Source organism: Streptomyces sp. P9-A2 (assembly GCF_036634175.1).
Taxonomy (GTDB): domain Bacteria; phylum Actinomycetota; class Actinomycetes; order Streptomycetales; family Streptomycetaceae; genus Streptomyces; species Streptomyces pratens.
In genome coordinates this window covers 8,119,485-8,132,407 of record NZ_JAZIFX010000001.1, presented here as the reverse complement: position 1 = coordinate 8,132,407, position 12,923 = coordinate 8,119,485, and the positions used below count along the sequence as shown (strand labels likewise).

12 protein-coding genes are annotated in these 12,923 nt (G+C 73.2%); 6 read left to right on the top strand and 6 right to left on the bottom strand.

Features of this window, described 5'->3' with window-relative positions; all coding sequences use genetic code 11:
• Nucleotides 1-9 precede the first annotated feature (9 nt).
• Genes V4Y04_RS36450 through V4Y04_RS36440 form a run of 3 tightly spaced genes read right to left on the bottom strand, consistent with a single transcriptional unit; the run spans nt 10 to nt 3,697 of the window.
• A complete protein-coding gene (locus V4Y04_RS36450) occupies nt 10-2,109 on the bottom strand; it encodes a xanthine dehydrogenase family protein molybdopterin-binding subunit (protein ID WP_332432546.1) in 2,100 nt (699 codons plus the stop codon).
• 23 nt (nt 2,110-2,132) lie between these two features.
• Complete coding sequence (locus tag V4Y04_RS36445) at nt 2,133-3,128, bottom strand: FAD binding domain-containing protein (protein ID WP_332432545.1); 996 nt, start codon at nt 3,126-3,128, stop codon at nt 2,133-2,135.
• Nucleotides 3,125-3,697, bottom strand: coding sequence for a 2Fe-2S iron-sulfur cluster-binding protein (locus V4Y04_RS36440; RefSeq protein ID WP_332432544.1), 573 nt, complete (start codon nt 3,695-3,697; stop codon nt 3,125-3,127). The genes V4Y04_RS36445 and V4Y04_RS36440 overlap by 4 nt, the downstream gene beginning before the upstream one ends.
• Nucleotides 3,698-3,873: 176 nt before the next feature.
• Here V4Y04_RS36440 and V4Y04_RS36435 point away from each other — a divergent pair, with 176 nt between their 5' ends.
• Both V4Y04_RS36435 and V4Y04_RS36430 read left to right on the top strand, forming a co-directional pair.
• Nucleotides 3,874-4,626, top strand: coding sequence for an IclR family transcriptional regulator (locus V4Y04_RS36435; RefSeq protein WP_332432543.1), 753 nt, complete (start codon nt 3,874-3,876; stop codon nt 4,624-4,626).
• 232 nt (nt 4,627-4,858) lie between these two features.
• Nucleotides 4,859-5,992, top strand: a complete 1,134-nt coding sequence (locus V4Y04_RS36430) for a PP2C family protein-serine/threonine phosphatase (protein WP_332432542.1) — start codon at nt 4,859-4,861, stop codon at nt 5,990-5,992.
• Between the two features lie 53 nt (nt 5,993-6,045).
• On the opposite strand, the gene V4Y04_RS36425 is transcribed toward V4Y04_RS36430, so the two are convergent.
• The 3 genes from V4Y04_RS36425 to V4Y04_RS36415 all read right to left on the bottom strand — a co-directional run bounded on the left by V4Y04_RS36425 (nt 6,046) and on the right by V4Y04_RS36415 (nt 7,831).
• Nucleotides 6,046-6,570 (bottom strand): LLM class flavin-dependent oxidoreductase, encoded by a 525-nt coding sequence (locus V4Y04_RS36425; RefSeq protein WP_332433138.1) that lies wholly within the window; start codon nt 6,568-6,570, stop codon nt 6,046-6,048.
• A gap of 102 nt (nt 6,571-6,672) precedes the next feature.
• The gene (locus V4Y04_RS36420) at nt 6,673-7,569 is read right to left on the bottom strand and encodes a glutathione S-transferase C-terminal domain-containing protein (protein ID WP_332432541.1); all 897 of its coding nucleotides are present in this window, start codon (nt 7,567-7,569) and stop codon (nt 6,673-6,675) included.
• Nucleotides 7,570-7,708: 139 nt separating this feature from the next.
• On the bottom strand, nt 7,709-7,831 hold the full coding sequence (locus tag V4Y04_RS36415; RefSeq protein WP_326756621.1) for a putative leader peptide: 123 nt from the start codon (nt 7,829-7,831) through the stop codon (nt 7,709-7,711).
• A 749-nt stretch (nt 7,832-8,580) separates the two neighbouring features.
• Here V4Y04_RS36415 and V4Y04_RS36410 point away from each other — a divergent pair.
• The 4 genes from V4Y04_RS36410 (at nt 8,581) to V4Y04_RS36395 (ending at nt 12,909) form a co-directional block, all read left to right on the top strand.
• Nucleotides 8,581-9,840: an acyl-CoA dehydrogenase family protein gene (locus V4Y04_RS36410; protein WP_332433137.1), complete on the top strand. Its 1,260-nt coding sequence runs from the start codon at nt 8,581-8,583 to the stop codon at nt 9,838-9,840.
• A gap of 53 nt (nt 9,841-9,893) precedes the next feature.
• Entirely contained in the window at nt 9,894-10,352 is a 459-nt protein-coding gene (locus tag V4Y04_RS36405; RefSeq protein ID WP_332432540.1) for an RrF2 family transcriptional regulator, read from the top strand.
• Between the two features lie 538 nt (nt 10,353-10,890).
• Entirely contained in the window at nt 10,891-11,997 is a 1,107-nt protein-coding gene (locus V4Y04_RS36400) for an ABC transporter substrate-binding protein (RefSeq protein ID WP_332432539.1), read from the top strand.
• A 141-nt stretch (nt 11,998-12,138) separates the two neighbouring features.
• On the top strand, nt 12,139-12,909 hold the full coding sequence (locus V4Y04_RS36395; protein ID WP_332432538.1) for a YqjF family protein: 771 nt from the start codon (nt 12,139-12,141) through the stop codon (nt 12,907-12,909).
• Nucleotides 12,910-12,923 lie beyond the last annotated feature (14 nt).

The following is a 12,923-nucleotide window of genomic DNA, read 5'->3' as shown; positions in this document are numbered from 1 at the left end:
CGAGGCGGTTCAGCCCGCCAGGGCGGTCAGCACCTTGTCCGGCGTCAGCGGGAGGTCACGCAAACGGATGCCGGTGGCGTGGTGCACGGCGTTGCCGATGGCCGCCGCGGTGCCGACGGTGCCGATCTCGCCGATTCCCTTGCTCCCCATGGGGTTGAGGTGGGCGTCCTCCTCGTCGATCCAGTGCGCCTCGACGCGGGGCACGTCGGCGTGCACGGGCACGTGGTAGGCCGCCAGGTCCGACTCGGTGAAGTCGCCGAAGGCGGTGTCCATCGTGCTGCCCTCGGTCAGCGCCATGCCCAGGCCCATGGTCATGCCGCCGATGAACTGGGACCGCGCGGTGCGGGCGTTGAGGATCCGTCCCGCGGCGTAGACACTCAGCAGCCGGCGCACCCGGACCTCGCCGGTGACGCGGTCCACGGCGGTCTCCGCGAAGTGCGCGCCGAAGGCGTGGCGCGCGTAGGGGCTGTCGGCGTCTGCCTGGCCCGTGGTGTCCGCGTGGGCGGTGATCCCCTCGTCGGGCAGCGGACCCGTGCGAGCGGCGAGGACTTTCGCCAGCCGGGTGCACGCCTCGTGGACGGACCAGCCCCAGGAGGCGGTTCCGGAGGAGCCGCCGGCCAGCGGCGCGGAGGGCAGGTCGCTGTTGCCGACCTCGGTCCGCACCCGGTCGAGGGGCGCGCCGAGGGCGTCCGCCGCCACCTGGGTGAGCACCGTGCGGGCGCCCGTGCCGATGTCGGTGGCGTTGATCCGTACGACGAACGTTCCGTCCGGCAGCGCGCGTGCCTCGGCGGTGGACGGTGCCACGAGAACGGGGTAGGTGGCCGCCGCGACGCCCGTGCCGACGAGCAGGGGGCCCTCCGCGCACGAGCGGGGGCGCGGGTCGCGCCCGGCCCAGCCGAACCGCCGCGCGCCGTCCCGCAGGCACTCCGTGAGGTGCCTGCTGCTGAAGGGCTTGCCGCTGTCCGGTTCGCGGTCCGGTTCGTTGACGAGGCGCAGCTGTATGGGGTCCATGCCCAGTTCTTCCGCCAGCTCGTCCATCGCGGACTCCAGGGCGTACATGCCCGGTGCCTCGCCGGGGGCGCGCATCCACGAGGGGGTGGGCACGTCGAGGCGCACCAGCCGGTGGAGCGTACGGGAGTGGGGTACGGCGTACATCGTGCGGGCGGGGACCGCCGCCTGCTCCACGAACTCCTTGATGCGGGAACTGTGGGTGACGACTTCATGGGTCAGGCCGGTCAGCCGGCCGTCGGTCCCGGCGCCCAGGCGGATCCGGTGCAGGGTGGGCGCCCGGTGGCCGACGCAGGTGGGCAGATGACGGCGGGGCAGGGCGACGGTCACGGGTTTGCCCGTCCGGCGGGCGGCCATGACGGCGAGCACGACGTCGGGGCGGGGGGTGCCCTTGGAGCCGAAGCCGCCTCCGACGTGGCCGGCGGTGACGGTGATCCGGTCCTCGGGCATCTCGAAGAGTGCGGCGAGTGTGGCGCGCACCGTGGTGGTCCCCTGGCTGGAGGTGTGGACGACGAGCCGGTCCCCCTGCCAGTGCGTGGTGCTGGTGTGGGGTTCCATGGGGTGGTTGTGCAGGGGCGGCACCCGGTAGGCGGCGTCGATCTGGACGGGCGCGGAGGCGAAGGCGCCCTCGGGATCTCCGTGCTCCCTGCGGGCCGGGTAGCCGCCGTTGGCGGTGTCCGGCTCGTACGCGTCGGGGTGGTCCGCCCGCAGGGCCACGTCGTGCTTCTCCACGGCGTACTCGACACGGACCGCTTCCGCGGCCGCACGGGCCTCCTCCAGGGAGCTCGCCACGACGAGTGCGACGTACCAGCCCCGGTGCGGCACCCCGGGATTCTGCAGCACGGCCAGCATGGGGTCGTCGGGTTCGGCGATCTTGGGGGCATCCTCGTGGGTGAGTACGGCCAGGACCCCGGGCAGGGCCAGGGCCGCCGCCGTGTCGACGGCCGTCACCCGGCCGCGGGCGATGGTGGCGGGCACGGGCCAGGCGTGGGCCCGGCCCGGCAGCGGGTGTTCGGCGGCGTAGCGGGCGCTGCCGGTGACCTTCTGGGGTCCTTCGCGGCGCTCGGCCGGAGCACCCAGGGTGGAACCGGTGCCGGTCATGGTGTCCTCCTCGACGTGCCGGTTCAGGTCCTGGCGGGCGCGGCGAGCCGGGTCAGGACGTCCAGGGCGAGACCGCGGGCGAGGCCCACCTTGTAGCCGTTGTCCCGCAGGGGCCGGGCTTCTTGGAGTTCCAGGTCGACGGCGTGGGCGAACGCGTCCGGGGTCGCCGGCCCGCCGCGCAGCGCGTCCTCGGCGCGGGTCGCCCGCCACGGCCGGTGGGCCAGCGCGCCGAAGGCGAGGCCCACCTGTGCGACGGTGCCGTCGTCCGACAGACGCAGGACGGCGGCGACGGCGGCCAGGGCGAAGGCGTACGAGGCCCGGTCGCGGGCCTTGCGGTAGGCCGAGGGCAGCGAGGCCGTGGCGGCGGGGAGCACCACACCGGTGATGAGTTCACCGGCGCGGATCTCGGTGTCCCGCTCCGGGTGGTCGCCGGGCAGCCGGTGGAATTCCGCGACCGGGACGCTGCGGGCGCCCTCGGTGCCGTACAGCTCCACGCGGGCGTCCAGGGCGGCGAGCGCGACGGCCATGTCCGAGGGGTGGGTGGCGACGCAGTGGTCGGAGTGGCCGAGCACCGCGTGATCGCGGTGCGTGCCGTCGCGGGCGCCGCAGCCGCTGCCCGGGGCCCGCTTGTTGCAGGGTTTGGACACGTCCTGGAAGTAGGGGCAGCGGGTTCGCTGCAGCAGGTTGCCGCCGGTGGTGGCGGCGTTGCGCAGCTGACCGGAGGCGCCGGCGAGGAGTGCCTGGGACAGCGCGGGGTACCGGTCGCGGACCAGGGGGTGGGCCGCGAGGTCGCTGTTGCGGACGGTCGCGCCGACGCTCAGGGAACCGTCCGGCCGCTCCGCGACCGTGTCCAGCGGCAGGCGGTTCACCTCGACGAGGAAGTCGGGCCGCTCCACCCCCAGTTTCATCAGGTCGACGAGGTTGGTGCCGCCGCCGAGACAGCGGGCGCCCGGGTGCTCGACGAGTGCTTGGGCGGCTTCCTGGACGGTCGTGGCCCGCAGGTATCCGAAGGGCTTCACGGGGCCACGTCCCGCACGGCCTCGACGATGTGCGGATAGGCGCCGCAGCGGCACAGGTTGCCGCTGAGCCGCTCGCGGATCTCGGCGGCGTCCAGTGTCACCGGCCGCCCCGGGGGCGTGGCGGGGCCGGTGGCGTGAGAGGGATGGCCGGCCGCGGCCTCGGCCAGGACCCCGACGGCCGAGCAGATCTGCCCCGGCGTGCAGTACCCGCACTGGAAGGCGTCCCGGTCGAGGAACGCCCGCTGCAGAGGATGCAACCGGCCCCCCTCGGTGAGACCTTCCACCGTCAGCACGTCGCAGCCGTCCAGCGAGACGGCCAGTTGCAGGCAGCTGTTGACCCGGCGGCCGTCGACCAGGACCGTGCAGGCGCCGCACTGGCCGTGGTCGCAGCCCTTCTTGGCCCCGGTGAGGTCCAGGTCCTCCCGCAGAAGGTCCAGCAGAACGCGCCGGTGGTCGATCAGGAGGGTGCGCGGCTTTCCGTTGACGTTCAGTGTCACTTCGGAGCGGTACGCGGCCGGCGGGGCGCTGCCCGTGCCGTCGGCACCGGGGTCGTGCGGGGAGCTGTCCATGGCGTCGGGGAACCTTCCGGGCGGCCGTGGTGCGGTGGGGCGGTGCCGGCCGGTACCGCTCCCCCCACCGCGTATCCAGGTCGTGGCTCCTGACACGTACCGCCTTCCGTTCGAAGCGGAGAGGGGGGCCTGGAGCGGCCTTGCCCTGCGGTGCGGGCCTGGCGCACGCTGGTGCCATGAGCACGGGCCCCACGCTCATCACCTCCGTGCAGCGCGCCTTCCGCCTGCTGGAGGCGGTGAGCGCGCACGAGACCGGCGCGCCGGCGAAGCAGCTGGCGCGCGAGGCGGGGCTTCCGTTGGCCACCGCCTATCACCTGTTGCGCACGCTGGTGCACGACGGATACCTGCGCAAGCTGGAGGACGGCGGGTTCGTCCTCGGCGAGCGGCTGCACACACTGCACACCGACGGCCGCGGTCAGGCCCTGCTCAGCCGCGTCCGGCCGACGCTCGCCGCCCTGCGCGACGAGCTCTCCGCCGCCGCCTACCTCACCTTCTACGAGGACGGCGAGATCCGGGTCGTCGAGATCGCCGACGGCCCCCGGGCTCCCCGGGTGGACCTCTGGGTCGGCTTCGAGGACGCCGGACACGCCACCGCGCTGGGCAAGACCGTCCTGCGGCAGCTGGACGACGCGGCCCGCCGGGACTACCTGTCCCGGCACACCTTGAACGACCTGACGCCCCGCACGATCACCACCACGGCGGAACTGCTGCGCCGGATCGACTCGAGCCCGGTGGCCCCCGCCGTCGCGGACCTGGAGGAGTACGCGCTGGGCACGGTCTGCGCCGCGATTCCCGTCTACAGCGGGGACACCCTGGGCTCGCTCGGCGTGTCCCTTCCGGCGGACCGGCTCCCCCGGCTCGAGGAGATCCGGGCGCGGCTCATACCCACCGCCGACCGTATTACCCGGAACATCTCTCTCACTATCTGAAAATCATCCTCTTGTGACGTCCGGCACCCTCCGGCTTTCCTGGACGAGCAGGACATCGAGGAACACACGCCGGGCACAGTGAGGATTTCGGACGACACATGAGTCACGCCCGACAGCATCGTGACGGCCACCGGCCGGTACGGCGTTTCCGGGTCCGGGGGGGGCCGGCCGTCCGTCGTTTTCCCGGATCCGGGCGCTCGCACACTGGACCGCCGGTACGCCCGTACTGCCCTTGCTGCTCGTCTGTGTCATCACGGTCATCGACGTCGTCGGGGGGACGGGCCTGGTCTGGCTGCCCATGCTCGCCGCCGGGCCCGCCCTGGCGGCCGCCACCTGCGGATGGCGCGGAGTCGCCGGGGTCGGCCTCCTCGCCACCCTGCTGAGCGTCGCGCTCGGGGTCAGTGACGGGGTGAGCGGCGGGGATCTGGTCGCCGTGCCGGCCGTCCTGGCGAGCGTCACCCTGGCCGGCATCCTGGCCGGGGCGGTGCGCGCCCGCCGCGAGCAGGTCCTCGCGGCCGTCCGTTCCGTGGCCGAGACCGCGCAGCACGCCCTGCTCCAGCCGCCGCCGGCCACCGTCGGCCCGTTCCAGGTGGCCGTCCACTACAGTGCCGCCGCTGCGGAGGCCCGGATCGGCGGGGACCTCTACGCCCTCATCCCCACCCCCTACGGGGTGCGGATGATCGTGGGCGACGTGCGCGGCAAGGGGCTGTCGGCCGTGAAGACCGCCGTACTGGTCCTCGGCGTCTTCCGCGAGGCGGCCTACGACGAGCCGGATCTCCTGGCCGTGGTCGGCAGGATCGAGCGGAGCCTGGCCCGCAACCTCGGCGACGACGACTTCGTCACCGCCGTGGTCGCCGGATACCCGGAGCCCGGACGCCTGGAGCTGGTGAACTGCGGGCACGCGCCTCCCCTGCTGGTCCGGGGCTCCGACGTGGTGGCGGTGGAACCCGCGCGGCCGGCACCGCCGCTGGGACTTCGTGCCCTCGCCGGTGAGGCCCCCGGCCTCCAGGTGCTGCCCTTCGGCGACGGGGACCAGCTGCTGCTCTACACCGACGGGGTCACCGAGGCCCGCGACGCCGACCGCGCGTTCTACCCGCTCACCGAGGGGCTCGCCCGGCATCTGTACGACGATCCGACGCGCACCGTCGCGGCCCTGCACGAGGAACTGCTGACGCATGTGGGCGGCAGGCTGCACGACGACGCCGCGCTCCTCCTGCTGCGCAAACCCGCCGCCGCGGAACCCTCAGCGCCCGGGCGGGGGACGGAAACCACCGGGCCGTTCGTCCCGGCTCCCGCGGCCGCCCCGACGGCGGGCCTCGGCAGCGGCGGACTCGACGGCACCGGCCGACGGAGGCGCGCCGCCTGACAGCCACGCCGACCCCGCACCCCCGCACCCCCGCAGTACCGTCCAAAGCCGCCTCATCTGCGGCGCCACTCCCGGGCCGGCAGCTCGTACGACCGGACGCGGTCCCGGTGATCGTGCGTGATCGTGGTGATCAGCAGTTCATCGGCGCCGGTGGCCTCCTGGAGCTGCTCCAGCCGGTCGGCCACGCTGCCCGGTGACCCCACGAACTGCGTGTCGACGCGGTCCCGGACCAGCGCCCGGTCCTCCTCCGTCCAGTCGAACGCCCTGGCTTCCCCAGGGGTCGGGAACGCGATGGCGCCCTCCGCCCTGCGGATGCCGCGGACCCAGGGGGCGTAGCCGGTGGCGAGCTCGCGGGCGCGGCGGTCGTCCTCGGCGACGACGGCGTCCCAGGAGGTGACCACGTTCCGGGCCGCCCGGCCGCCGGACAGGTGGTCGAGGGAGGCGAACTGGCGGGCCACCTCGTACGGTTCGTTGAAGGTGGAGTTGATGGTGCCGGTCAGGCCGAGGCGGTCGGTGACGGCGGCGAGAGCGGCGAGGACCGTGAAGGTGTCGGGGCGGCCGACGACGTCGAGGTCGATGGGGTGGGCCGAGGGAACGGAGTCCTCTCGGATACGACGGGCGGGCTCGGACGCCGGAGCACCTGGCGGCCAAGCGCTTCGGCGGGCGCAGCCGGACGGGGGTCAGGGCCCGTCGGTGTACGCGCCCGAAGGGGCGCGGTCGGGGGTACGGCCGGGCCAGGTGACGATCGGCACGGCGGTTCCGGTGGCAGCCGGGGTACGACAGCGGGCGCGGTGGCGGCGGGCGATGGCGTCGACGTCGAGGTGGCCGCCGAAGGCCGGGTGGCCGGCCAGCCGGCGGGCGTAGGCCCACAGGATCTCGTACGCGGCGATGTCCCGCACGGCCTCGGCGTCGAGGTGGTGGCGGTGCACGGTGTCGAGCTGGACCAGGGTGACCCACAGCTCCACGTCCGCCACGGTGATCCGGTCGCGGATCATGTGGTCCCGGTCGACGAGCCGGCTGTTCAGTGAGCCCAGCGTGCGCAGCAGGGTGCCGAGCGCCTCGGAGCGTGCGGCGGGTCCGGCGGCGGCCGACCCGGCGGAGCGTGCCGCCTCGTCGATGCCCTGGGCACACATGCGCTCCACGGCCTCGAGCTCCGACTCCGCGCCGCACGGGTACGCCGCGGAGCGGCCGCCGTCGAACCGCCGGGCCAGGTCACGGGCGATGTCGGGGGCGTGGGTGCTCACGATCCGCCCCGACCAGTCGTCGCTGAGCACCGGTGCCAGGGCCGGTCCGGTGTAGCGGTGGGCACTGGCGTCGTACAGCGGGGACAGCTCGGTGTACCCGCCGTCCGGGCGGTCGGGGACGGCGGGCAGGACGGTGACCGCGCAGGCGCCGTCGAGGCCGAGCAGGGTGTGTGTGATGGCGATGCGCAGACAGGCGGGGCCGGCGGTGGACAGGTGGAGGCGGTAGCGGCGCGGGACGGCGTAGTGACCGCTGCGCGCGTCCCGGCCGATCCGGCCCCGAAAGGCGGGGGCGGACGACACGGGGGTGTGCGTGGCGGGCGAGATGACGGACATGGCTCTCCCCAGGGCAGGCGCGCGGACGGGGGCGCGGAGGAAACGTCTTCTGTGCAGGGCTCGTGGCACACCGGCACGGCGACGGGCGGGGGCCCGTGAGGCGGAGCGGTGGGGTGGGGACGCGCGGAGGCGAGGTCGGCTAGGCGAAGGATCCGATGGCGCTGCAGACGCGCAGCAGATCGATGTGACGGCGGGAGGTCAGAAGAAGCGACCGTCGGGGCGCGCGACTCACTCGGCTGGTGACCGGTTCGAGGCGCCCCATGTTTCCCTACCTGTTCACTAGGAATCCTTCGTCGAGTGTCGGGCCGGCCGCGCTCCGCGTCAAGAGGTGTCCACAGGGTGACCCCGGCACCCTGCGGCTCCCCCTCAGCCGGCCGGCCTGGGTACTGTCCGGGAACACGGAGCGCGTCCGGGCACCCGCCCGGTGCCCGCTTGCCCCTATTTACCGGGTTTCGCACGGTCAGCACCGAGCACGACGACGCCGGTTGCCACTGAGCGGGCGAACACACCCCGTACGCCCGCCCGTTCACGCGTGAGCCGCGTCCATGCGCCGCCGGGCGGCCGCCGGCGCCCGTGCCTCCCTCGCCTGGAGAGCCTTCCGATGGCCCCGTCCCCGGACACCACCGACTCCCCTCCCGGGTCCTCCCCCGATTCCTTTTCCGGGCCCCCTTCCGGGCCTTCCCTCGGCGTTTCCACCGTCTCCGCCAGGGCCGTCCCGGTCATGGAAGCCGTCGAAGCGGACGGCGGGGAAACAGCCCCGAGGTCCGGCAGCGCGCTGCCGCCCACTCCGCCGCAGAGGCTCGGGAGACGGGCGGCCACGCCGCGAACCCGCACGGCCGCAGCGTCGGCGCCGGACGCCCGGAGAGCGGCGTGACCGATAATCGCCCCACCCTCCCCACTTTCCCTATCGATTTACTAGGGAAGTGTTGACGGGGCACGGCGCGGGTGCACAGGATGAGGAGCGGAATCCAGGTTCCGCACCGCGCGGCCGACCTCGAGGAGACCACCGTCATGGGCGTTGCCCCCGCGCCGGCCGGCCCCGTCCAGGACCCCGACCGGCACTCCTTCGGCCGGCAGGACTCCGACCGGACCGGGCCGGACCGTGCGCACTGGCTGCGCGTCGCCCGCGAGGCGGCGGACGACCTGGCCACCGACGCGGCGGCCAGGGAACAGGCGGGCAAGGCCCCCGTCGACGAGGTGTCCCGGCTGCGTGAGGCGGGACTGCTGGCCCTGCTGGTGCCGGCCCGGTCCGGCGGCGGAGGCGCGGACTGGCGTACCGCCTACGCCGTCGTCCGGGAGGTAGCCGCGGCCGACGGCGCGATCGGCCAGTTGCTCGGCTCGCACTACTTCCTGTCGTGGAGCGCCCGGTTCTTCGCCGATCCGGCCCGTGCCACGCGGATCGAGCGGCGGTCGGCGGCGGAGCAGTGGTGCTGGGGCGGCGGTTTCGCCCACCAGGAGCCCACGCTGACACTGACCGGGAAGGCCGGCGGGCAGGTGCTGGACGGCCGGCAGAGCTTCGCCGCCGGGGTCCTGGTCGCCGACCGGCTCGCCGTGCGCGCCGTCCGGGCCGACACCGGTGAACCACTGGCCGTCACGGTCGATCCGGCCCTGCCCGGCGTGAGGGTCGACGGGGACGCGGACACCTTCGGCCAGCGGCTGGCGGCCGGCGGGTCCATGGAGTTCGACGCCGTGCCGGTCACCGCCGACGACGTCCTGGGCTCGCTGTCCGCGGACGAGGACGTCCTGTCGCCCCTGACGGCGCTGGCATCCCCGGTCAGCCGCCTCCTCTCCGTGCAGCTCCGGCTCGGTCTGGCCGAGGGCGTGCTCGCCGAGGCCCGTGAGTACAGCAGGTCGGGGCAGTGGCCCTGGCACCCCGCCTGGCCCGCCGAAGCGCCCCGGGATCCGCAGACGCTCACCGCGTTCGGGGAACTCACCGTCCTCACCCGTTCCGCCGCCGCGCTCACGGACCAGGCGGTGGACGCCGTACTGACGGGGCTGGAGCGCGGGGAAGGGCTCGCCTACGACGAGTACGCGGAGATCTCGGTCCTCGTGGCGATGGCGGAAGCCGCCGCGTCCAGGGCCGCGCAGGAGTCCACGTCCCGCGCCCTCGACATCATCGGCGCCCGCTCCATGTCCGCGCGGCTGGGCTTCGACCGGTTCTGGCGCAACGCCAGGGCCCACACCCTGTACGAGCCGGTCTCCCACCGGCTGCGCGACGTCGGCGACTACTTCCTCAACGGCGCGTACCCGCCGTTCGTCCTGCCGGCCTGATCGTCCGGGGACCCGCGCCGGACACCGGCCACGGCGTGCGGGATACTACGGATATGCGGATCTCAGCCAGGGCGGACTACGCGGTACGGGCCGCGTTGCAGCTCGCTGCCCCACGGGACGACGCCCCCCTCAAGACCGAGGCCATCGCCGACGCCCAGGACATTCCGCACAAGTTCCTCGAAGGCATTCTGAACGACATGCGCCGGGGCGGGCTCGTCCTCAGCCAGCGCGGCGGCAACGGCGGGTACCGGCTGGCCAGGCCGGCCGAGTCCATCAGCATCGCCGATGTCATACGTGTCGTGGACGGGCCACTGGTCTCGGTGCGCGGGGTCCGCCCGCCGGACCTGTCCTACTCCGGGCCGGCCCAGTCGCTGCTGCCCCTGTGGATCGCACTGCGGTCCAATGTCCGCGAGATCCTCGAGGGCGTGTCGCTGGCCGATGTCGCCGCTGCCGAACTGCCCGCCGATGTCGCGGCGTTGACCGAGACTCCGGACGCCTGGGTGAACCCCTGACACACCGGCCGACCAGCCGAGTGTCAGATCATGAGATGACTCCATCCAGCATATGAATACCCCCTTGGGGCGGGCGCCGTCTTCTGCCACGATCCCTAGCAACCAGGTAGGAAAACTAGGGATCAGGGGGGCGGTCATGGCCATGCGTACGCCCGTCCGTGCGGTTCGCCCCCTGCCCCACCTGACCTCGCGCCGCCACATCGACTTCGGCCGCACGTCGAGCGCCATCTGTCGTCACTCCGCGCCCCGGCGATCCCTCCTCTAGGCAGCCCGACTGCGGGCCTTCGGGTCCGGAGGGTCCGTCAGCGGACTGCCCGCCGCCCGGCACGCCCGATGCGGCCCGCCCACGGGGCGCGCGGGCTCCGCGCAGCTCACCGCCGCGCCCCGCCCACCCCGGTCTCGTCCGCCCGCGCCGTGCGTAACGCCCGGCCGTGAGCGGGGACCCGGCGCCCGGCGCACCCGTCGGTGCGTTCCGGCGGACCCGCCGGAACGCACCCTGCCGTTTCGTCTCCTCACCCATTCCCGAAAGGACACCTCCGTGTCTGCCGCCAGACCGCTCACTCTCCTGCGCGCCATAGCCGTCACCGCGACACTGCCCCTCCTGCTCACCGCGTGCGGCTACGGCTCCGAGTCCACCGACGACGGCGAGCGGTCCGAGGTCGCGGCGGACGCCGAGAAGCTGTCCGTCGACGAGGTGAAGCTCGGCTACTTCCCGAACCTCACCCACGCCAACGCGCTGGTGGGCGTCGAGGAGGGCCTGCTGCAGAAGGAGCTCGGCGCCACCAGGATCAAGTCGGCGACCTTCAACGCCGGACCGTCCGAGATCGAGGCGCTGAACGCCGGTTCCATCGACATCGGCTGGATCGGCCCCTCCCCCTCCATCAACGGATTCACCAAGTCCCAGGGCAAGAACCTGCGCATCATCAGCGGTTCCGCCTCCGGCGGCGTGAAGCTGGTGGTGAACCCGGACAGGATCAAGTCCGAGGACGACCTCAAAGGCAAGAAGATCGCGACCCCGCAGCTCGGCAACACCCAGGACGTCGCGTTCCTCAACTGGATCGCGGAGAAGGGCTGGAAGGTCAACGCGCAGAGCGGCAAGGGCGACGTCTCCGTCGTCCGCACCGACAACAAGGTGGCGCCCGACGCCTACAGGTCCGGCTCGATCGACGGTGCCTGGGTGCCGGAACCGACGGCGTCCAGGCTGGTCGCGGAGGGCGCCGAGGTGCTGCTCGACGAGGCCGACCTGTGGCCCGACAAGAAGTTCGTGATCACGAACATCATCGTGTCGCAGAAGTTCCTCGAGGAGCACCCGGACGTCGTCGAGGCCGTGCTGCGCGGTTCGGTGAAGACCAACGACTGGATCAAGGCCAACCCCGACAAGGCCAAGGCCTCCGCGAACAAGGCCATCGAGGAACTGTCCGGCAAGGCCCTCCCCGAGGACGTCCTCGACCCGGCCTGGGAGTCCATCACCTTCCTCGACGACCCGCTGGCCTCCACGCTCGACTCGCAGGCACAGCACGCGGTGAAGGCCGGCCTGCTGAAGCAGCCCACCTTGGACGGCATCTACGACCTGGCACCGCTGAACAAGGTGCTCAAGGCCGAGAACAAGGAAGAGGTGGACGACGCGGGTCTCGGCGTGAAGTAGAAACCGCGCCCCGATCCGGGTGAGCGCGCGGGAGTGGCGGTCGCCACTCCCGCGCGCTTCGTACGACGTGCGTCGCCAGCCGGTCGTACGCCTCGAGCCCCCGACAACGTTTCCTTCCGGGGCACTTGGGATACTGCTGCGATGCCACCGACCCCGCCGCCCCCGTCCCCGGAACCCATCACCGCCGACCCGCCCGAGGTGATCGCACGTCCGCTGCTCACCCAGTCGTGGCTCGACCTGACCTTCCTCCACTGGGCCGTGGACCCGGCCGACGTGGCTCCTCTGCTGCCGCCCGGCACCGTGCCCGACACCCTGGACGGCGTCACCTACGTCGGGCTGGTGGCCTTCCGGATGCACCGGGTCGGATGGCTGCGCCTCCCCGGTTTCCCCTACCTCGGCACCTTCCCCGAGACCAACGTCCGCCTCTACTCGGTGGACGAACACGGGCGCCGGGGCGTGGTGTTCCTCTCCCTGGACGCCTCCCGCCTGCTGCCCGTGACGGTCGCCCGGGCCGGCTTCCGGATGCCCTACCTCTGGTCCCGTATGGCCATCCGGCACAGCGGCGCCACCGTCACGTACACCAGTTCCCGGCGCTGGCCCGGCCCTCGCGGCGCCCACAGCCGCATCACCGTGCGGGTCGGCGAACAAATCGGGGAACCCACCGAGCTGGAGCACTTCCTGACCGCTCGCTGGGGGCTGCACGGCGCCTTCTTCGGCCGGTCGATGTACCTGCCCAACGCCCATCCTCGCTGGCCCCTGCACCGCGCCGAGGTGGTCGAGTGCGAGGAGGACCTGGTGACGGCGGCGGGCCTGCCGAAGCCGGTGGGCGGTCCCGTGAGCGTCCTCTACTCGCCGGGCGTGCCCGCCCGCTTCGGACGTCCCGCCCGCCCGGCGGGCATCCGGACCCCTTGACGTGTCAACAGGCC

Bases quoted from the DNA above. Each gene is read 5' to 3' on its own strand.
- V4Y04_RS36450 (WP_332432546.1), bottom strand. From the start codon at position 2,109: ATGACCGGCACCGGTTCCACCCTGGGTGCTCCGGCCGAGCGCCGCGAA.
- V4Y04_RS36440 (WP_332432544.1), bottom strand. From the start codon at position 3,697: ATGGACAGCTCCCCGCACGACCCCGGTGCCGACGGCACGGGCAGCGCC.
- V4Y04_RS36435 (WP_332432543.1), top strand. From the start codon at position 3,874: ATGAGCACGGGCCCCACGCTCATCACCTCCGTGCAGCGCGCCTTCCGC.
- V4Y04_RS36420 (WP_332432541.1), bottom strand. From the start codon at position 7,569: ATGTCCGTCATCTCGCCCGCCACGCACACCCCCGTGTCGTCCGCCCCC.
- V4Y04_RS36415 (WP_326756621.1), bottom strand. From the start codon at position 7,831: ATGGGGCGCCTCGAACCGGTCACCAGCCGAGTGAGTCGCGCGCCCCGA.
- V4Y04_RS36410 (WP_332433137.1), top strand. From the start codon at position 8,581: ATGGGCGTTGCCCCCGCGCCGGCCGGCCCCGTCCAGGACCCCGACCGG.
- V4Y04_RS36405 (WP_332432540.1), top strand. From the start codon at position 9,894: ATGCGGATCTCAGCCAGGGCGGACTACGCGGTACGGGCCGCGTTGCAG.
- V4Y04_RS36395 (WP_332432538.1), top strand. From the start codon at position 12,139: ATGCCACCGACCCCGCCGCCCCCGTCCCCGGAACCCATCACCGCCGAC.